This window comes from Kocuria sp. NPDC057446, from assembly GCF_042802875.1.
Taxonomy (GTDB): domain Bacteria; phylum Actinomycetota; class Actinomycetes; order Actinomycetales; family Micrococcaceae; genus Kocuria.
Map to the genome: position 1 here is coordinate 1 of NZ_JBHVDI010000073.1, position 17,704 is coordinate 17,704.

19 protein-coding genes are annotated in these 17,704 nt (G+C 72.3%); 5 read left to right on the top strand and 14 right to left on the bottom strand.

Going from position 1 to position 17,704, the window contains the following annotated elements:
* Positions 1 to 98 precede the first annotated feature (98 nt).
* The 7 genes from ACFU0Y_RS10370 to ACFU0Y_RS10400 form a co-directional block, all read right to left on the bottom strand.
* Complete coding sequence (locus ACFU0Y_RS10370; protein ID WP_380214415.1) at positions 99 to 1,199, bottom strand: NADH:flavin oxidoreductase; 1,101 nt, start codon at positions 1,197 to 1,199, stop codon at positions 99 to 101.
* Positions 1,200 to 1,275: 76 nt separating this feature from the next.
* Positions 1,276 to 1,566: a hypothetical protein gene (locus ACFU0Y_RS10375; RefSeq protein ID WP_380214416.1), complete on the bottom strand. Its 291-nt coding sequence runs from the start codon at positions 1,564 to 1,566 to the stop codon at positions 1,276 to 1,278.
* A gap of 91 nt (positions 1,567 to 1,657) precedes the next feature.
* On the bottom strand, positions 1,658 to 2,410 hold the full coding sequence (locus ACFU0Y_RS10380; RefSeq protein ID WP_380214417.1) for an SDR family NAD(P)-dependent oxidoreductase: 753 nt from the start codon (positions 2,408 to 2,410) through the stop codon (positions 1,658 to 1,660).
* A gap of 19 nt (positions 2,411 to 2,429) precedes the next feature.
* On the bottom strand, positions 2,430 to 3,209 hold the full coding sequence (locus tag ACFU0Y_RS10385) for an SDR family NAD(P)-dependent oxidoreductase (RefSeq protein WP_380214418.1): 780 nt from the start codon (positions 3,207 to 3,209) through the stop codon (positions 2,430 to 2,432).
* On the bottom strand, positions 3,206 to 4,546 hold the full coding sequence (locus tag ACFU0Y_RS10390) for an MFS transporter (RefSeq protein ID WP_380214419.1): 1,341 nt from the start codon (positions 4,544 to 4,546) through the stop codon (positions 3,206 to 3,208). The genes ACFU0Y_RS10385 and ACFU0Y_RS10390 overlap by 4 nt, the downstream gene beginning before the upstream one ends.
* Before the next feature lie 28 nt (positions 4,547 to 4,574).
* Positions 4,575 to 5,462 carry a polysaccharide deacetylase gene (locus ACFU0Y_RS10395; protein WP_380214420.1) on the bottom strand — a complete coding sequence of 296 codons (888 nt, stop codon included), beginning with the start codon at positions 5,460 to 5,462 and terminating at the stop codon, positions 4,575 to 4,577.
* A gap of 28 nt (positions 5,463 to 5,490) precedes the next feature.
* Positions 5,491 to 6,459, bottom strand: coding sequence for an asparaginase (locus ACFU0Y_RS10400; RefSeq protein ID WP_380214421.1), 969 nt, complete (start codon positions 6,457 to 6,459; stop codon positions 5,491 to 5,493).
* Positions 6,460 to 6,643: 184 nt separating this feature from the next.
* Here ACFU0Y_RS10400 and ACFU0Y_RS10405 point away from each other — a divergent pair, with 184 nt between their 5' ends.
* Positions 6,644 to 7,645, top strand: coding sequence for a LacI family DNA-binding transcriptional regulator (locus tag ACFU0Y_RS10405; protein WP_380214422.1), 1,002 nt, complete (start codon positions 6,644 to 6,646; stop codon positions 7,643 to 7,645).
* 8 nt (positions 7,646 to 7,653) lie between these two features.
* On the opposite strand, the gene ACFU0Y_RS10410 is transcribed toward ACFU0Y_RS10405, so the two are convergent.
* The 3 genes from ACFU0Y_RS10410 to ACFU0Y_RS10420 all read right to left on the bottom strand — a co-directional run bounded on the left by ACFU0Y_RS10410 (position 7,654) and on the right by ACFU0Y_RS10420 (position 10,502).
* Positions 7,654 to 8,379: a TIGR02206 family membrane protein gene (locus ACFU0Y_RS10410; RefSeq protein ID WP_380214423.1), complete on the bottom strand. Its 726-nt coding sequence runs from the start codon at positions 8,377 to 8,379 to the stop codon at positions 7,654 to 7,656.
* A gap of 411 nt (positions 8,380 to 8,790) precedes the next feature.
* Entirely contained in the window at positions 8,791 to 10,140 is a 1,350-nt protein-coding gene (locus tag ACFU0Y_RS10415; RefSeq protein WP_380214434.1) for a permease prefix domain 1-containing protein, read from the bottom strand.
* On the bottom strand, positions 10,140 to 10,502 hold the full coding sequence (locus tag ACFU0Y_RS10420; protein ID WP_380214424.1) for a PadR family transcriptional regulator: 363 nt from the start codon (positions 10,500 to 10,502) through the stop codon (positions 10,140 to 10,142). The genes ACFU0Y_RS10415 and ACFU0Y_RS10420 overlap by 1 nt, the downstream gene beginning before the upstream one ends.
* A 170-nt stretch (positions 10,503 to 10,672) precedes the next feature.
* On the opposite strand from ACFU0Y_RS10420, the gene ACFU0Y_RS10425 reads away from it, so the two are divergent.
* Both ACFU0Y_RS10425 and ACFU0Y_RS10430 read left to right on the top strand, forming a co-directional pair.
* Entirely contained in the window at positions 10,673 to 11,245 is a 573-nt protein-coding gene (locus ACFU0Y_RS10425) for a GIY-YIG nuclease family protein (RefSeq protein WP_380214425.1), read from the top strand.
* Positions 11,246 to 11,318: 73 nt separating this feature from the next.
* Complete coding sequence (locus ACFU0Y_RS10430; protein WP_380214427.1) at positions 11,319 to 12,152, top strand: hypothetical protein; 834 nt, start codon at positions 11,319 to 11,321, stop codon at positions 12,150 to 12,152.
* A 43-nt stretch (positions 12,153 to 12,195) separates the two neighbouring features.
* On the opposite strand, the gene ACFU0Y_RS10435 is transcribed toward ACFU0Y_RS10430, so the two are convergent.
* The 4 genes from ACFU0Y_RS10435 to ACFU0Y_RS10450 form a co-directional block, all read right to left on the bottom strand.
* Positions 12,196 to 13,290 carry an AAA family ATPase gene (locus ACFU0Y_RS10435; RefSeq protein ID WP_380214428.1) on the bottom strand — a complete coding sequence of 365 codons (1,095 nt, stop codon included), beginning with the start codon at positions 13,288 to 13,290 and terminating at the stop codon, positions 12,196 to 12,198.
* An 84-nt stretch (positions 13,291 to 13,374) separates the two neighbouring features.
* On the bottom strand, positions 13,375 to 13,785 hold the full coding sequence (locus ACFU0Y_RS10440) for a VOC family protein (protein ID WP_380214429.1): 411 nt from the start codon (positions 13,783 to 13,785) through the stop codon (positions 13,375 to 13,377).
* A gap of 134 nt (positions 13,786 to 13,919) precedes the next feature.
* Positions 13,920 to 14,558 (bottom strand): HD domain-containing protein, encoded by a 639-nt coding sequence (locus tag ACFU0Y_RS10445; RefSeq protein WP_380214430.1) that lies wholly within the window; start codon positions 14,556 to 14,558, stop codon positions 13,920 to 13,922.
* An 81-nt stretch (positions 14,559 to 14,639) separates the two neighbouring features.
* Entirely contained in the window at positions 14,640 to 15,284 is a 645-nt protein-coding gene (locus ACFU0Y_RS10450; RefSeq protein ID WP_380214431.1) for a maleylpyruvate isomerase family mycothiol-dependent enzyme, read from the bottom strand.
* Positions 15,285 to 15,540: 256 nt separating this feature from the next.
* On the opposite strand from ACFU0Y_RS10450, the gene ACFU0Y_RS10455 reads away from it, so the two are divergent.
* Positions 15,541 to 16,680: an exonuclease SbcCD subunit D gene (locus ACFU0Y_RS10455; RefSeq protein ID WP_380214432.1), complete on the top strand. Its 1,140-nt coding sequence runs from the start codon at positions 15,541 to 15,543 to the stop codon at positions 16,678 to 16,680.
* Positions 16,677 to 17,704 (top strand): AAA family ATPase (locus tag ACFU0Y_RS10460; protein ID WP_380214433.1); only part of this gene is annotated, 1,028 nt, incomplete at its 3' end. The genes ACFU0Y_RS10455 and ACFU0Y_RS10460, both read left to right, overlap by 4 nt.

Consider the following 17,704-nt stretch of genomic DNA (forward strand, 5'->3'; position numbering starts at 1 on the left):
GGGGACGGCGCCTCGCCGTCCCCCGCTGACCGCCCGTCGTCTGTCCGGGGGCCGGGGTCGAGGGAGCCGCCCTCGACCCCACTCCCGGGGCCGCCGTCCTAGGAGAGCTCGAGCTCCCAGTCCTTGACGTCGGCCAGCGGGGCGAGCAGGGCGCCGTCGAGCTCGGCGAGGGGCTCACCACGGTGCACCCGACGCGGCCAGTCCCGGTTGGCGAGGGCCGCCTTACCCAGGGCGACGACGTCGGCCGTGCCGTCCGCCAGCATGGACACCGCTGTCTCCGGGTCGTCCAGGTGCCCGTTGGCGATCACGGGGAGGCCCGAGTGCTGCTTGGCCAGTGCCGCGAGTGACGGCCCCTCATCGCCGAACGCCGGGGCGGTCGCCCGGTACTCGGTGGTGTGGACGAAGTCGATCCCGGTGGCGCCCAGGGTCGAGAAGATCACCTTCGCCTCGTCGGGCCCGCCGCTCCACCGGTGCTCGTGATCGCTGACCTTGGCCTGGGAGATCCGGATGCCCACCGTCGTGTCCGAGCCCACGGCGTCGCGCACGGCCCGGCAGATCTCAGCGGCGAGGCGCACCCGGTTCTCGGGCGAGCCCCCGTACTCGTCGGTCCTGCGATTGAGGTAGTCGGTGAGGAACTGGTCGAGCAGGTATCCGTTGGCGCCGTGGATCTCGACGCCGTCGAACCCTGCGTCCCGGGCGCGCAGCGCGGCGTCCACGAACGACTGGCGGACCTCATGCATCTGCGCCGCCGTGATCTCCGCGGGGACGGGGTACGGACCCTCACCGCGGTAGAAGCCCAGCTGCTCGCCCTTCGGGGCCACCGCGGAGGGTCCGATGGTGGAGTCGACGAACCGGTTGCCCTGGGCCTGGGAGCCCGCGTGCATGAGCTGGGCGAAGATCTTGGCCCCGGCCGCGTGGACGGCGTCGACCACCTCGGCCCATGCCCGCGCCTGGTCGTCGGTGGCGATCCCGGGCTGGAACAGGTAGCCCTGCCCGTGGGCATCGTCGGGGTAGATCCCCTCGGTGATCAGCAGCCCGAAGCCTCCGCGGGCGAAGGCTTCGTAGTAGCGGACCATGCGCTCGGTGGCGTGGCCCTCCTCCGTAGCGCTGATCCGGGTCATGGGGGCCAGCGCCACGCGGTTCCCCACTGCGGTGGCACCGATCCGCAGGGGGGACCAGAGCGGGTCGAGATCAGGCATGAGCATCTCCTTCAGTCGTCGTTTACGGGACACGGAGGCGGTCACGGCACCGCGCTGTCGGCTGCCCCGGCCAGGATCACCCGGCGTCGGCGAGCATCGCGCGGACGAGCGCTGCCGCGTCCGCGGGTGGAGCACCGGGACGGACGAGGTCCTCGAGAGTGCGCCCGTGGCCGGCGCCGCCGCCGGCCAGCGGGTCGGACCGGTCGACGAGGCGTCCTGCGACCAGTGCGCCGACCAGTGCCTCGACGTCGGGGTGGACCTGCTGGACTCCGGTCCGGGAGGACAGCACCCAGCGGTCGCCGAGCACGGTGATCCTCGCGCGGCGCCCCACGCGGCGCCGCAGCTCCGCGAGGACGGCCGGCTTCATGCCGTTCAGGTTGATGCAGGCGGTCGCCCTCGAGACCGCACGCCCTCCGGGGCATCCTGCGCACATCGTGACCGTCTCCTCCCAGGCAGGCCTACGGCATCACGTCGCCGCTGTTGGGCCCCAGCGTCTGGCCGGTGTAGAGATCGCCGCCGGGCGAGGAGGCCAGCAGCAGCGCGGTGGGCGCCACCTCGTGGGCCTGGCCGAAGCGGCCGAGGGGCAGCTCCGCCTGCTTGGCGGCCTTCCAGTCCTCGGACAGCCCCTCGATCAGCGGGGTCACCACGGGGCCGGGGGCGATCGAGTTGACGAGGACGTTGTGCTCGGCGAGCTCCAGGGCCATGGCCTTCGTCATCCCGATCACTCCGGCCTTGGCCGCAACGTAGTGCGTCAGGCCGGTGCCGCCCTTGATGCCCAGCTGCGAGGCGATGTTGATGATCCGCCCGCCGCCGCGCTCCACCATGTGGGGCGCGGCCCAGCGCGCGGCCAGGAAGACTCCCTTGAGGTCCACGGCCAGGACCTTGTCGAACGTCGCCTCGGTCATCTCCAGCAGCGGCGTCTCGTCGAGGATGCCGGCGGCGCTGACGAGGATGTCGATCCCGCCGAACTCCTCGACGACCCGCTCCATCGCCCCCCGCACCGCCTCGCCGTCGGTGACGTCCACGGCGAGTGCCGTGGCGCGCCCTCCGAAGCTGCCGCTCTCCTCGGCGACGGCCACCGCGTGCTGCTCGTCCCGGTCCAGTACGGCGACGTCCGCGCCCTCCCGGGCGAAGAGCACGGCGATCGCCGCCCCGATGCCGCTGCCGCCACCGGTGACGACGGCGACCTTTCCGGTCAGTTGCTGCTCCATGTCTGCCTTTCCTGGACGTTCAGCTCGGCCAGCGGACGGTGAGCCCGCCGTCGACGACGAGCTGCTGGCCCGTCACGTAGGCCGAGTCGTCGCTGGTGAGGAATCGAATGGTGCGCGCGGCCTCGTCGACGTTGCCGACCCTGCCCCACGGGATGATCGAGCCCGCGGCGTCGAGGCCGTCGCGACCCAGCGAGTTCACCGGGTCCAGGGACTGCGGGCTCTCGATCAGACCGGGGATGACCGCGTTGACCCGGATCTTCCGGGGCGCGAGCTCGACGGCCAGGGAGCGGCACAGGCCGATGAGCCCGGACTTCGCCGCCGCGTAGTGGCTGTGCTCCTCCCACCCGTAGACGCCGCCGGCGATCGACGACGTGGCGACCATCGCCCCGCCGTGGGTCATCCGCGTGCTGCAGGAGCGGAAGACGCGCATCACCCCGGAGAGGTCGACGGCCATCATGTCGTCCCACGCCTGGTCGGTCATCTCCGCGAGCGGGGCACGGCGCAGGATGCCGGCCGCGGCCACCGAGATGTCCAACCGGTCGAACTCGTCGAGCGCGGTCTGCGCCAGCGCCTCGGTGTCCTCGAAGCGGCGCACGTCCATGGGGACGGCCGTGCAGCGCCCGCCCGCGGCCTCCACGGCACGGACGGTGTCCGTGGCGTCGTGGGGGTCCGAGGGCAGATAGCCGATGACGCTGTGCGCACCGGCCCGGGCGTAGGCCACCGCCAGGGCGCGGCCGATCCCGCTGCCGCCGCCGGAGATCACGGCGACCTTCCCCTCGAGTCCGTCGTCGCGGATCATGCGAACACCGTTGACTTCTGGTGGACGTCGTCGATGGTGCGCGTTCCCGCCATGCACAGGGCCGAGACCAGCAGGCCACCGGTTCCGGCGACCATGGCCGCCCACTGCATGTCGACGTCGAGGAAGAGCAGCAGGCTCAGCACCCCGGAGCCGGCGATGCCGCCCAGCGGCGCCATGACGTGGGCGACGTTGGTGCCCATGCCCCGCACGTGCGCCGGGAAGGACTCTCCCATGTAGAACAGCAGCGCCGCGTAGGGACCGGTGAGGAAGAAGAGGGTGAGCGCGTACATGGGGAAGACGAACCAGGGCGTACCCGGACCCACCAGCATGGCCAGGCTGACGAGGCCGCCGGCCATCCAACCGATGACCACGGTGCGCTTGCGCGTGATCCGGTCGCCCAGCCAGCCGTGGAAGACGTAGCCGACGAAGCCCACGGCGTTGGCCAGCACGAGGACGATCAGGGCATTCTCGAAGGTCACGCCCTTGGCCTCGACCAGCACCGTGGTGCCCAGCACGGAGAAGACCTGGATGGCGAACCAGTTGAAGAACCACGCCAGGGCCAGCAGCGTCGTGTGCTTGCGCAGCTCCGGCGTGAAGACGTCCTTGAACCCGGTCTTGTGGTGGCTGCCCTCCTCGAGATCGTGCTCGGCGGCCAGCTGGTGGGCGCCCTCGACGTCCCCGGCAGCCCGGCGCCGCTGCACCTCCTGGATGGCGGCGAAGGTCGGGGACTCGGGCAGACGAGAGGCCAGCAGCGCCACGAGCAGTGCCAGCACCGCAGCGACGACGAAGCTCCAGCGCCAGCCGATGACCGGCAGCAGCAGGGCGGACATGCCCGCCGAGACGAGCGCGCCCACGGGCCAGCCGCCCTGCACCAGCGAGTACATGAGGCCGCGGTTCTTGGCCTCCTTGTACATCTCGTTGAGGTAGACCGCGTTGACGACCTCCTCGGACATCGAGAAGCCGGAGAAGGAGCGGATGATGATCAGGCTGACGGCGCCGGCGGCCAGGCCGGTGAAGCCCGCCGCCGCCGCGCCGCCCAGCATAAGAACCACGAGCGCGTTCTTGCGGCCCATGCGGTCGATGATCGTGCCCACGGCGAGGGCCACGAGGAAGATGCCCACGTGGGCGATCGTGTTGACCGCGGTGGCCTCGGCCGTGGTCCATCCGAAGTCCTCCGCGATGACCGGCAGCAGCGTGCCGAACAGGGTGAAGTCGTAGACGGACACGACCCAGGCGATGAAGCAGACGATGGAGACCTTCCGCACCATCTGCGGCGTGACCTTGACGTTCCAGGGTTCGACGGCTCCCAGGGGCGCGTCGGATCCGAGCTTGCTCATGGCTGTGTGTTCCTTTGCACCGGGCGGATCAGCGGGCGTTGCGGGGATTGCGGGCGGCGAAGTCGCGGGCGACGTCCTCCATGAAGGCGAACTCGACGCCGTCGTGGCCGGCGATGTGGTCGAAGAGCCGCTCCAGCATCAGCAGGTTCTGCGGCCGGCCGGAGACGTCCGGATGGATGGTGATCGGGAAGACGCCGTAGTCCATCTCGCGGTACACCCAGTCGAACTGGTCCTTCCACAGCTGCTCGACGTCGCGCGGGGACACGAAACCGTGGCTGTTGGGGCTGGACTTGATGAACATCATCGGAGGGAGGTCGTCCAGGTACCACGAGGCGGGGATCTCGATGAGGTCGGTCTCCTCGCCGCGCACCAGTGGCTTCATCCACTCCTGGGCCGAGGCCGCGTCGTAGTCGATCTTCGTCCAGGTGTCCCCGGCCCGCACGTAGTACGGGGTGTGGTCGTCGTGCATGAGCGAGTGGTCGTAGAGGAAGCCGCGCTCGAGCAGGATCTCGTTGGTCACCGCGGAGAACTCCCACCAGGGCGCCACATAGCCGACCGGTTTCTTCCCGGCGCGCCGCTCGATGAGGTCGGTGCAGTAGTCGAGAATCTCGGTCTCCTGCTCGCGGGTCATCGCGATGGGGTTCTCGTGGCTGTAGCCGTGGACCCCGATCTCGTGACCGGCGGCGACGACCGCGTCGAACTCCTTCGGGAACGTCTCGACGGAGTGCCCGGGCCAGAACCAGGTCACCGGCATCTCACGGCGCTGGGCGAGCTGGAGCAGCCGCGGCACGCCGACCTCGCCGGCGAAGAGGCCGCGGGAGATGTCACCCGGGGAGTCCTCGCCGCCGTAGGAGCCGAGCCAGCCGCCGACGGCGTCGACGTCGATCCCGACGGACACGTAGATCTTCTTGGACATGATGTCTCCTCTGGTGGTGGGTGGTGTTCTAGAGGTGGTCGGTGAAGGCCCCGGGGAACTCGTCGGCCGAGGTGCCCAGGGAGATCAGGAGGGCCACGAGGACGCGCGCCTGGAGCGGATTGAGGTCCCCGGAGGGCACGGCTCCGGCCGCGACGAGGTCGATGCCTCCGCCGTTGCCGTAGAGCGGGACCACAGGTCCCCACGGGGCCCGGGTGCTGAGCACCACGGCGCAGCCGGCCTCGACCGCTCGCGCGACGGCCTCCGCGAAGCCGGGACCGGCGTTGCCGACCCCCGATCCGGCGAGCACTACGGCCTGCGCGCCGGAGCGCACGGCGAAGTCGAACAGGTCCGGGGTGGCGCCGGTGTGGGCCGTGATGATCTCGACCCTGGCGGTGTCGAAGGCTGCAGGAGGCAGCGGCAGCGGATCCCGCCGAACCGGTCTGGCCGTGACGACGAGCTCCGGCCCGGCCATGTGCGCGACCTCGGCGCCGCCCTGGAAGGGGCTGCTCGCGGTGGTGTGCGCCTTCCGCGCTCCGCGGGCGGAGCGGACCGTCCCGTCGAAGGAGATCAGCACGCCGCTGCCCCGCAGCTCGGGGCACGCGGCGGCCAGCACCGCCTCCTCGACGTTGCGCGGGCCGTCCGGGGACGGGCTGTCGGCCGGCTGCTGGGCACCGGTGAGCACCACGCTCTTCGGGGAGCCGTGCACCAGGTCCAGCAGGAAGGCCGTCTCCTCCAGGGTGTCGGTCCCGTGGGTCACCACCACACCGTCGATGCCGGGGTCGGCCAGTGCGTCCCGGGCGGCCTCGGTGATCGCCCGCAGCTCTGCCAGGGTGAGCCGGTAGCTGCCCGTGGTGAGGACGTCCCGGGCCGAGACGGTGAGCTCCCCGTACCGGTTCCGGGACAGGTCGGCCACCGTGTCCGTGGCCACGGATCCGGTGGACCCACCGCCCCGGGACGCGATGGTGCCCCCCGTGCCGAGCAGCTGGATGTGTGTCATGCAGTGCCTCCTTCCGTGGGCTCGACCCGCTGGTCCGCTCCGCGCACTGTCTATGCAAACGAATGCCGCAATCGATTGCGTAAGCTGATGTGATCGACCTTAGAACGGGTGCGACGTGATTGGCAACACATTCACGCAGAATTAACATCGGTTACTGTGTGGAAACAGCCGCGAGGAGGTGGACATGGGCGCACGGCCGGCGGTCACGCTGAAGGCCCTCGCAGCCGAACTCGGACTCAACCCCTCCACGGTCTCCCGGGTGCTCAACGACCCCAAGGGCCTCAGCTCGAAGTGGGCCTCGCCGGACACCACGGAACGCATCCTCGCGCTCGCGGAGGAGCGTGGCTACCGCAAGAACCCCTACGCCGCCTCGCTGCGCACGGCCAAGTCGCAGATGATCGGGGTCGTCGTACCCCGCCTGCAGGACTACGTCCTGGCCACGATGTACGAGGGCATCGACGAGGCCGCCTCCGAGCACGGCTACTTCACCGTGGTCTCCAACTCCCTGGACGATCCCGCGGCCCACCGCGCGAAGGCGGAGAAGCTGCTGGACCGACGTGCCGACGGGCTGATCTTCGGTGACGCCCTGTTCGAGGACTCCTTCCTCGACGAGCTCGCAGGGCGCGGAGTGGCCTTCACACTGGTGAGCCGGCGCTCCCCGGGACACCGCTCGGTGACCTGCGACGACTACACCGGGGGGCGCATGGTCGCGGAGCATCTAGTCGCCTCCGGGCGGAGGACCTTCGGTCTCATCGCGGGAAATCCGCGGGCCTCGACCTCCATCGACCGCTGCGCCGGCTTCCTGGACGCGCTCGCCGAGCACGGCCTGGGCGTGGACCCGGCGCGGAGGGTGCCCGGCGGCTTCGACGCCCCGGCCGGCAGCGTGGCCGCCGCCCGGATCCTGGCCGCGGGGCCCCTGCCCGAGGCCGTCTTCGCCGTCAACGACTTCGCGGCCATCGGCGCCCTCGGCGTGTTCACCCGGGAGGGCATCGCGGTCCCCGGGGACACCGCCCTCGTGGGGTTCAACGACACCCCGCTGGCCGGCAGCGTGGGGCTCACCACCGTGCGCTCCCCTATGCACAGCATCGGCCGACAGGGATTCGAGATGCTGATGGACGTCCTCGACGGGCAGGACGTCGAGAGCGTGCAGCTCCCACCCGAGCTCGTCGTGCGCACGAGCGCGTAGAAGCCGGCTCAGCCTGCTTCCCCGAGCCGGGTCCCGGCTGCGCTCGGCCGCCGGATCGTCCACGGCCAGGTGATGAGCGCCCACGCCACGGTGATGATGAGGAACTCCACCAGCAGGTACCACGGCCAGGGCCCGAAGAGGTCGAGGATCGACGGGCTGGTCGGCTTCCCGTTGAGGAAGCCGTAGTTGGTCCCCAACCAGCCGTTGAGCCCGAAGGTCGCCACCGCCCACGTGACGGTGACGATCATGGCCAGGCGGTAGTGGCGCCAGTCGACGCGGCCGCCGCGCCCCCACATCAGGTAGAGCGCCGCCCACAGCACGAGGAGGTGCTGGACCCAGAGGTCGATGAAGTCGATGTGGGGGAAGTCCGGCGCGTCGAGGGCCGGGGTGAGGATGGCCTGCGGGTTGAGCGTGAGTCCCCAGTAGTAGGTGAGCGCCGTCGCCCAGTGGGCCCGTGTCCACAGGGCGATGACCGCGACCATCCATGCGAGGTCCGACAGGTGGACCGGCAGAGAGATGTGGGCGTCGAAGTTGCCCGGCCAGCACCGGTAGACGAGCATCGCCAGCGCGTAGGCGGCCAGCACCGAGGCGAATCCCCGGGAGAAGACCACCTCGGATCCGGAACCCCGCAGCCGGCGGCCCAGGAGCACCACGACGACAGCACCGAGGACGCCGACGCCCAGCGCGGCCCAGTGAGAGGGCCCGTAGGGCACGAAGACCTCGTCGCCGGGCATCGCTGCCTCCCTTCCCTGTGCCGGGATCATAGACCCCCGACGCCGATCGCCGGGGCCGCGACGAGACGCACCAGGAACCGGAGTGGACGGTGAGCGCCTCGCGGACCGGCACATGTCGGCGCAACTGGGTACAGGATGCGAATCGATCAAATGTTACGCGGGTGTTACTGTTGATGCATCACGCAGGTGACCGGCCGGGGGGCTGGGCCGCCGCGTGAGGATCGCGTCGGAGCGACCGGCCGGAAGGCCGCCGGCACGACGTCGATCGTGACGCCGCCGTCCCGGTGGCAGTGGGCTCGGACCGTTCGGTCAGTCGTCGGGGGGCGACTCCCCTGCCACCGGGGCGCGCAGGCACCTCTTCCCGGGGCACCCGGCCGCCGTGCCCGGTCGACAGGCCCCACGGGGCGCCGGTCAGGCGAAGGCGAAGACGAGCGGGAAGACCACCACCACGATCGCGGCCCACACGCCGTAGACCGGCAGGTAGCGCGTCTGCCAGCACTCGAGCTCGGCGAACGGCCGTCGCCCCCGCAGGCACCCGGCGCTCAGCCACCCCGCCCGGAGCAGGTGCACCAGCAGCAGCAGGTTCAGCCCGAGCGCGGCGATCTTGTTGGGGCTGGAGCCGAACTCGGCGATCCGGGTCAGCATCGCGGTCAGCATCACCGCGTCCACCGCCAGCGCCGCGACGACGAGCACCAGCTGCAGGCCGTCGAACAGCCCGGGTGGCTCGAGCGGGTCCCGGGCCGAGGTCGAGTAGAGCAGCAGCGCCAGGACGAGCACCAGGATCGCGTCCATCAGGATCAGCAGGCCGCGGTCCACGTCGACGAGCCCGCCGGCCGCCGTGAGCACCGTGAGGAGGGCCAGCAGCATCAGGATCGTCAGGGGCGTGAAGACCCTCGTGAGGACCGGGGCGATGTTCTCGACGACGTTCTGCTTGGCCTCGACCAGCCACGCGGCCACCACGAGCGCCCCGGGCACCGCGAACGGGAGGATCCACTCCTCCAGCACGGGCTCCAGGTCGATGCCGACCACCTGGAGGGCCCCGAAGGTGAGCCCGATCAGCACCGCCCCGCCCAGGGCGAGGAGCGTGTAGTAGATGACGAGCTCACCGGTGAACCGGACGAAGTCCATCCGCCGGCCGTCGGAGCGCCAGCGCCCGCCCACGTAGGCGATCCCGGCCAGCAGCCACAGGACCACCGGCGCATGCAGGGCCGCGAGCAGCTCGGTGGAGCCTCCCGGGACGAACGGATAGACGTTGAGCACGACCGCCAGCACCGCGAAGGGCACGAGCAGCCCGGCCAGCACGCGGGCGGTGAGCCGGCGCTTCCACGCGAAGTACCCGGCGAGGAAGGGCAGGACGAGCAGGCCGAGGTTGCGCGCCAGCAGCGACTCGTCGCCGAGCCAGGCGGTGCCGGCCTTGACCGCCACGCCCGCCCCGACGGCGAGCGCCAGGACGACCCCCAGCTCCCGCCACGGCGGCGCGCCGGCGTCCTCGCCGTCCTCCGGCACGAGCACGAGCTGCTTCCAGAGCCGCTCGGAGTGCTCGCGGGCGAACTCGTGGGAGACGGCGTCGAGGTTGCCCATGCGCTTGATCGCGACGAGGAACGCCTCGTCGTCGTCGAGTCCGGTGGCCCTCAGGTCCGCGACCTGTTCGCGCAGGTGGTCCTCGAGCTCGTCGACGTCGGCCGAGGAGATCGCCTGGCGGCGCTGGACGTAGCCCCGCCACCGGCCGATCTGGGCCTCCTGCTCCGCGCGCAGCTCCATCACGCCCACCGCTCGGTCACGGCGGGCGGCTGCTGCGCGGCCTGCCACACCTGGCGCAGCGCGTCGGCCACGACCGCCCACTGCTCCTGCCGGTCCGCGAGCGCGGCGCGGCCCGTCGGCGTGATCGCGTAGTGCTTGCGCCGGCGCCCGGCCTCGGACGTGCCCCACGAGGAGGACACGTAGCCGAGCCGCTCAAGCCGGTGCAGCAGGGGGTAGAGCATGCCGTCGGTCCACTGCATGGACCCGCCGGAGAGCTCGCCGACCCGTTTCAGGATCGCGTAGCCGTACAGGTCGCCGTCCGCCAGGATCCCCAGCACGAGCGGGGTGGCCGAGGCGGCGACCAGGTCCTTGTCGATGCGCATCGCGCCTCCCATACCTAGTGGTGCTATGCATTGAACCCTAGCACTGCTAGGTATGGCAAGAGGAGCGCCGAAAACGACGACGACGGCCGTGCGGGCTGGGCACCGCCGCGTCCGGGGCCTACAGTCGGAGCAGGATTGCAGATGGAAACAACCGCGGAGGGCGGTGACCCATGAGCACGGCACCCACGGAGCGCGGCCCGGCCGAGCTGCCGCTCGGCACGCCGGCGGCGGCGGAGGTCCGCCACGCCCGCGGCGTCTACACCTGGTGGCTGGACACCGCCCGCTTCCCCACCCCGGAGGCGGCCGGCCTGCACCTGCCGGCGGTGCCGCGTCTGCGCCACCGCTCGGGGACGGCCGAGCTGCTCTACGTGGGCCGCGCCCGGCGCGACCTCCAGCGGCGGATCCGCGGCCAGCACCTGCGGCGCACCCGCTCCTCGGCGCTGCGGCGCACCCTGCTCGCCGTGCTCCTGCCCGGCGACCCGTCCTGGCGGGACGGCGCGGCCCTGGACGGCCGGGGCCGGGTGGTCCTCGACGAGGCGCACGAGCGGCGGCTCACGGACTGGATGCAGGAGCACCTGCTCCTCGGCTGGACGGAGTGCGCGACGAAGGACGACGTCGACGCCCTCGAGCAGCGGTGGATCGCCGCGCACCGGCCGGCGCTCAATACCGAGGGCACCGACCACGGCCCGGAGCTCACCGAGCTCAAGCGGCGCTACCGCGAGGGCCTGCCCCAACGGTTCTGAGCTTCCGGGCCGCCGCCTCCGACCCGGCGGTAGAATGGACGCCCAGCACGCGCGTGGTCGTTCGGGGGCCGTCATGAACAACACCGGGAGCAGCAGCGGAGCCACTGTCTGGGTGGTGGCCCTGGTCGCCGCGGTGGTGCTCGTCGGCCTGTTCCGGTTCCTGGTCCTCGGCGGAGTGGCGCTCCTCGGGCTGGCTCTGCTCGGTCTGCTGATCTGGCTCAGCGCCGGCTTCATCTCGAGCCAGAACCGCGCGGCGCGGCAGATCCCGCTCCCGGACGACGACGCCGAGCAGCCGCCGCCCGCCCGGTGGCCCGGGCAGACCTCCGCGGAGGAGGCCGTGGAGGAGGCCCGGGCCGCGGGGGCGTCCAACATGCGCACGGCGTGGATCTCGTGGCACCTCCGCTCCCTGCCCCCGCCGGAGCAGTCCCGGGATCCCCGGCTCCTCACCGGCACCCTGTCCGTGGTGCCGCAGGCGGACTGGGACGTGGACCGGCTGCGCACGCACGGCCGGGCGCTGTGGTCCCTGCGCACCGGCGCCCGGCGGCACGGCCTGCTCGACGAGCTGGACGCCCGCCTGGACCGGGTGGTCGCCATGATCTCCGACCTGACCGACACCGAGTTCGACACCGGCCTGGGCCAGGTCAACGACCAGTACCTGTACCACCCGGACCGGCAGGTCCGCACCGCCTACCTGGAGGGCGGGGCGCTGGGCGTGGAGCTCATCATGGACGCCGTGACCGCCGCCCGGGCCCGGGCCCGCGAGGACGCCGCCACGAGGGCCGCCGCGGAGTCCCTCGCCCGGCAGCGCAACGCCGCGCTCCGCGCCCTGCGGGAGACCCACCACCCCACCGCGGGCCGGGACGCCCGCACCGCCTGGGAGGAGCAGGCCCGCAAGCTCGAGGAGTGAGCCCGCCGGCTGCGCGCAGCACCCCGCACGCCGTCGCCCTGGGCTATCGGCGGTTCCGCCGCAGGTGCTCCCGGAGTCCGGGGATGGCGAAGCGGACCAGTCCGTACCCGGCGGGCTCGATCAGACCGGCGTCGATGAGCCGGGTCCGGTAGTTGCCGACGGTGTTCGGCCGGGCCCCGATCCGGGCGCCGATGTCGCCGGCGGCGGACGGGCCGTCGTCCTGCGCCATGGCACGGAGGACGTCGAGGTCCCGGGGAGAGGCCGTCGAGAGCGCCGCCTCGATGACCACGCGCTCGTTCCGGCGGCGTGCGGCGCTCACGGCGTGGTCCACCATCGCGTCCGTGACCGCGGAGGAGACCTTCTCCGCCTCCTGCCACAGGAAGTACCCCACCAGCTGGATCAGGAAGGGATAGCCGCCGGTGGCCTCGGCGGCACGGCGGGCCTGGTCGTCGTCGAGGCCGAAGCCGCCCGCCGCGAAGGTCTCCCGGTAGGACTGCTGGACCTCGCCGACCGCGGCCGCGTGCAGGTCGATCCGGTCGGCACGGCGGAGGAACGTGGCCACCCCTTCGTTGAGGAGGTCCGACACGGCTGCCGGCAGACCGGCGAAGAGCAGGCCGATGGGCAGGTCCGCCCGGATGAAGTGCTGCACGTCCGCGGCCAGCTGGGCGATCTCCTGCCGGTCCGCGGCATGGATCTCGTCCACGGTGATGAGCAGCCCGGTCCGCTGCTCCTCCAGCAGGCGCAGGAGCCGCAGACCCTCCGCGCGCCACTCCAGCTGCTGGTCGGGCGGCAGCTGCGTGGTGAAGCCGAAGCCCGCCGCGGTCACCGCGGTGAGCCGCCGGCCCCGGGGACCGTCGCCGAGCTCGTCGGCCAGCCGGCGCATGCCGTTGCCGATCCGGCCCATGAAACCCCGTGTGGCCGTCTCGGACACGACCGCCCAGCCCTGGGCACGGGCGAGGTCCTCGGCCGCGCCCAGCATCACGGTCTTGCCCACGCCCCGGGCTCCCGTGAAGATGGTCAGCAGTCCGGGCGCCCCCGACCGGAGGCGCAGCCCGTAGGCGAACTCGTCGAGGAGACCGGCCCGGCCGATGATCTCCGGCGGGGAGGCCCCGGCCGTCGGACGAAAAGGATTCTCCACACTGCCCCTGTGAATGTCGGTGAATCTTGTGAATCTTGTGAATCTGGAAGGCTCAGACTACTCCGCCGTGGGCCGCGCCGCGCCTCACACCCGGGCCGTCACGATCGGGTCCGCCCACACGATGTTCCACCGGTGGCCGTCCGGGTCGGCGAACACCCGGTGGCTCGTGTAGCTGTCGTCCTTCCGCTGCCCGGCGGTGGCGCCGGCGGCGACCGCCCGGTCGACCAGGGCGTCGACCTCCTCGGGGATGTCGACCAGCAGGGCGAAGCTGCCGCTCACCGTGCGGCGGGGATCGGCGAGCTCCTGGTCCGCGCCGATCGCCTGCTGCATGAACCGCCGCTCGACGAGCGTGACCCCGAAGTCCTCCCCGAGGTCCAGGATCAGGCTGTGCCCCTCGGCCATTCCGGGTGCCGTCCGCCAGCCCAGGGCCTGGTAGAAGGACCGTGAGCGCTCCAGGTCGGCGACGGGGACGTGGGGAAAGAACTTGTACGCCACGGGACCTCCTGGAGCATCGACGGGCCGGGATTCCATGCTCCTCCTGACCTCCGGTCGGCACAACGGTTCGGACCGCGCGGCCGCGACCCCGCAGGCTCCGGGGCCCCCGCCGGGCTGCGGAGACCCCGCGGTGCTCACTCGGGCCAGGCGTTCTCCTGGATGACGCGCACGAAGTCCTCCCGGTGGAAGCCGGGGTCGAAGTGAGCGAGCACGTCGTCGTTCATGGTGCCGAAGGTGGTGGCGGGACGGTCGGACATGCCGTCGTAGAACGCGCGGAGGATCTTGTTCTTGAAGTCCGGCCGGGGGTGCGCGGCGACGACCTCGGCGCGGTCCTCCTCGGAGATCTGGTCCAGGTCCAGGCCCAGCACGTCGGTCTCGACGCCGAGGGTGACCACGGCGACCTCGGGCTCCAGGTGCAGCGGGATCTCCGGGGTGGTGTGCAGGGCGATCGCCAGCCACACGGTGCGGGCCTCCGCGGCGGAGCGGCCGTGGTCGCGCAGGAACGCCTTCGCCGCCGCGGCACCGTCGATCTCGAAGCGCTGGTCCCGGGTGCGGTACTCGTCGGTGAGGCCGAGGTCGTGGAACATCGCCCCCACGTAGGCGAGCTCCGGGTCCACCTCGATTCCGCGCGCGGCGGACTTGAGCATCCCGAAGAGGAAGACCCGGCGGGAGTGGTGGAACAGGCTCTCGTCGGCGGCCCGCCGGACCAGCTCGGTGGTCTCGCGGACGAGGGCGGAGTCCGGAACGGTGATGCCGGCGATGGTCTCGGCCATGGTGTCTCCTCTGCTCGGGTGCGTGGTGCCGTGCGGGACCGGCGCGCGGCCGGTCCACCTCCACTCTCTCAGGTAGCTCGCTCAGGCGGGCGGGCAGCGGGACCGCAGGATCGGCACGCCCTCGCCGGTCAGGACGTCGCAGCACGCCGCGCGACCGGCCAGCGCCATGGTCAGCGCGAGCGTGGTCCCGGCGACCAGGGGCCCGGATCCTGACGTGAAGGGACCGTCGGTGGCCACCAGGCGCAGGCCCTGGGCGGCGCGGCGGCTGGGCACCGCGAAGTCCTTGCGCACGAAGAACCGTGCCACCGCGGTCACGGTGTCGACCGGAGGTGTGCGCGGCAGTCCGAGCGGCCGGCGGACGTCCTGGCCGTGCACGACGACCTCCCCGAGCCACGCCGCGGTGTCCTTGGAGGGACCCACGGTGTTCCCGACCACGGCGTGGAACCGCTGCAGCGTCTCGGCCGCGGTGGCGCCCCGGTGCTCCTCGAGCCGGCGCTGGTTGTGCAGATCGAAGTCGAACCGGGCGCCCAGCACGCTCCGGTACCAGCGGAGCCGGCCGATGCTCGCGACCGCGGTCAGATGGGCGACGACGTCCTCCACCGTCCACCGCTCGCACAGGGACTGTGCCGCCCACTGCGCGTCGTCCAGGCCGGCCAGGTCCTCCGCCAGGCGCGCGCGCTCGGCGTGGACGGCCGCCCACAGGTCGTTCGGGCTGCTCGGCTCCATGCACCCACTCAAGCACACGCCGCGGGGGCACGCCCCGCCTCCCGCCCGCGAACTCACCGCATTCGCCCGACCCGGGCGCACATGAACCGGCCTCTCGGGCATTCCCGGTCAGTTCGGCGAGGGGGCGGCGTGGGGTGGGCGGGGACCGACAGGGGACGGGACGGGGTGCCGGGGCTGCGGTGTCCGCCGATGCCGATAGCGTGACAGTGGACTCCCATCCTGGGACAGCACCCCCCCGACCGCACGAGGAGCCTCGATGACGAGCATCCGATTCCTCCACACGAGCGACTGGCAGCTCGGCATGACCCGGCACTACCTCGAGGGCGAGGCCCAGTCCCGGTACACGGGCGACCGCGTCGAGACGATCCGCCGCATCGGGGACATGGCCCGCGCCCGGGGATGCGCGTTCGTGGTGGTGGCCGGCGACGTCTTCGAGCACGCCAACCTGAGCCGGCGGGACGTCGGGCGCGCCCTGGACGCCATGGGCTCGGTGGGGCTGCCGGTGTACCTGCTGCCCGGCAACCACGACCCGCTCGGCCCGGGGTCGATCTACGCCCAGGACGCGTTCCTCGGCGCCAGGCCGGACAACGTCGTCCTCCTGGACGCGGTGGGCCCGTGGCCGGCCGGCGAGGGCGTGGAGCTGGTGGCCGCGCCCTGGCGCAGCAAGCGGCCCGACGCGGACCCGGTCGCGCCGGCCCTGGAGGGGCTGGAGCCGGACGGGACGCTGCGCGTCGTCGTCGGGCACGGGATGCTCGACGAGCTGGACCCCGACCGCACCTCCCAGGTCACCGTGCGCCGCGCGCCCCTGGACGAGGCGCTGGCCCGCGGGGCGGTCCACTACGTGGCGCTGGGCGACCGGCACATCCGTTGGCCCGAGGGCGACCGCGGCGCGATCCACTACTCCGGCACCCACGAGTCCACCGGCTTCCGCGAGCCCGGCCGCGGGCACGTGCTCGAGGTGGCGCTGGACGGGAGCACCGTGGACGTGACCTCCCACGAGGTGGGCCAGTGGGAGCACCGCGTCCTCGAACGGCAGCTCGACGGCGCCGACGACGTCGGGACGCTGCGGGCCGAGCTCGCCGCCCTCACGCCGAAGGAGCGGATCATCCTCAAGACCGTCTTCACCGGCACCCTGAACCTCTCGGAGTCCGCGGAGCTGGACCGGCTGCTCGAGCAGCAGGCGGAGGTCTTCGCGAGCCTCAACGCCTGGGAGCGGCACACCGACCTCGTGGTCGTCCCGGACGAGCACGAGTTCGAGGACCTCGACGTCGGCGGATACGCCGCCGACGCCGTGGCCGATCTGCGCGAGAAGGCCGCCTCGGAGGCCGAGGACGCGCCCGCCGCCGGGGACGCGCTCCGGCTCCTGTACCGCCTCGTGGGAGGAGCGACCCGATGAAGCTGCACCGTCTCAGGCTGGAGAACTTCCGCGGCGTGACCGCGCGCGAGGTCGAGTTCCCGGACGCGGGGGTGGTGGTCCTGACCGGCCGCAACGAGATCGGCAAGACCTCGATGATCGACGCCCTGGACGCGCTGATCGAGCTCCCGGACAGCAGCCGGCACAAGAAGATCGCCGAGGCCAAGCCCGCCGGCCGGGACGTGCCCGTCCTGGTGGAGGCGGAGTTCTCGATCGGGACCACCCGCGTGATCTACACCAAGCAGTGGCTGAAGCGGCCGTCCACGACCCTGGAGTACATCTCGGGCCCCCGGAGCGGCCACAAGCTCACCGGCCGCGAGGCCCACGACGCCGCCGAGCAGCTGTGGGGCGGGGCCGACACCGCGCTGTGGAAGGCCCTGCGCTTCATGCAGGCGGGCGGACTGACCCAGAACGCGCTCACCGACAGCGCGGCGCTGCGCCGGGCCCTGGAGTGCCACGCCGGCCAGGCCCAGGGCGACGACCGCGAGGTCGCCTCCCTCCTGGAGCGCGTGCGCGCCGAGGGCGACAAGTACTGGACCTCGACGCGGAAGAAGAACGCCAGGTACCTCCAGGCCGAGACCGACTGCCGTGCGGCCGAGACGGCGGCCGCGGAGGCCGCCGAGGAGCTGCGGGGCATCGCGGTGGTCGAGGAGGAGCTCGCCGAGCTCACGGAGGAGATCGCCGCCACCGGCCGGAAGCTCGGTGCTGCCCGCGCGGAGAAGGCGGGGCTGGACCGTGCCGCCGGGGAGATCGAGGCCGTGCAGCGGCAGCGGCGGGAGGCCCAGCGCCGGAAGGACGCGGCCCAGGGGGAGCTCGACCGCGCCCGGGAGCGCTCGGCCCGCCGCGCGGAGCTCGTGGCCGCGCTGATCGCCGACGAGGAGCGCAGCGCGGCGCTCGCCGAGGACCTGCGGTCCTGCGAGCAGGAGCTCGCCCCGGTGCGCGAGCACGCCGCGGAGGCCGAGAAGCGCCGGACCGCGGCCCAGACCGCCGTGCAGGAGGCCCGGGC

Excerpts from the sequence above, each read along its gene's own strand:
- ACFU0Y_RS10430 (WP_380214427.1), top strand. The coding sequence starts at position 11,319 with ATGAACAACACCGGGAGCAGCAGCGGAGCCACTGTCTGGGTGGTGGCC.
- ACFU0Y_RS10370 (WP_380214415.1), bottom strand. The coding sequence starts at position 1,199 with ATGCCTGATCTCGACCCGCTCTGGTCCCCCCTGCGGATCGGTGCCACC.
- ACFU0Y_RS10420 (WP_380214424.1), bottom strand. The coding sequence starts at position 10,502 with ATGCGCATCGACAAGGACCTGGTCGCCGCCTCGGCCACCCCGCTCGTG.
- ACFU0Y_RS10445 (WP_380214430.1), bottom strand. The coding sequence starts at position 14,558 with ATGGCCGAGACCATCGCCGGCATCACCGTTCCGGACTCCGCCCTCGTC.
- ACFU0Y_RS10385 (WP_380214418.1), bottom strand. The coding sequence starts at position 3,209 with ATGATCCGCGACGACGGACTCGAGGGGAAGGTCGCCGTGATCTCCGGC.
- ACFU0Y_RS10405 (WP_380214422.1), top strand. The coding sequence starts at position 6,644 with ATGGGCGCACGGCCGGCGGTCACGCTGAAGGCCCTCGCAGCCGAACTC.
- ACFU0Y_RS10380 (WP_380214417.1), bottom strand. The coding sequence starts at position 2,410 with ATGGAGCAGCAACTGACCGGAAAGGTCGCCGTCGTCACCGGTGGCGGC.
- ACFU0Y_RS10400 (WP_380214421.1), bottom strand. The coding sequence starts at position 6,459 with ATGACACACATCCAGCTGCTCGGCACGGGGGGCACCATCGCGTCCCGG.
- ACFU0Y_RS10415 (WP_380214434.1), bottom strand. The coding sequence starts at position 10,140 with ATGGAGCTGCGCGCGGAGCAGGAGGCCCAGATCGGCCGGTGGCGGGGC.
- ACFU0Y_RS10410 (WP_380214423.1), bottom strand. The coding sequence starts at position 8,379 with ATGCCCGGCGACGAGGTCTTCGTGCCCTACGGGCCCTCTCACTGGGCC.
- ACFU0Y_RS10455 (WP_380214432.1), top strand. The coding sequence starts at position 15,541 with ATGACGAGCATCCGATTCCTCCACACGAGCGACTGGCAGCTCGGCATG.
- ACFU0Y_RS10425 (WP_380214425.1), top strand. The coding sequence starts at position 10,673 with ATGAGCACGGCACCCACGGAGCGCGGCCCGGCCGAGCTGCCGCTCGGC.
- ACFU0Y_RS10450 (WP_380214431.1), bottom strand. The coding sequence starts at position 15,284 with ATGGAGCCGAGCAGCCCGAACGACCTGTGGGCGGCCGTCCACGCCGAG.
- ACFU0Y_RS10395 (WP_380214420.1), bottom strand. The coding sequence starts at position 5,462 with ATGTCCAAGAAGATCTACGTGTCCGTCGGGATCGACGTCGACGCCGTC.
- ACFU0Y_RS10375 (WP_380214416.1), bottom strand. The coding sequence starts at position 1,566 with ATGAAGCCGGCCGTCCTCGCGGAGCTGCGGCGCCGCGTGGGGCGCCGC.
- ACFU0Y_RS10390 (WP_380214419.1), bottom strand. The coding sequence starts at position 4,546 with ATGAGCAAGCTCGGATCCGACGCGCCCCTGGGAGCCGTCGAACCCTGG.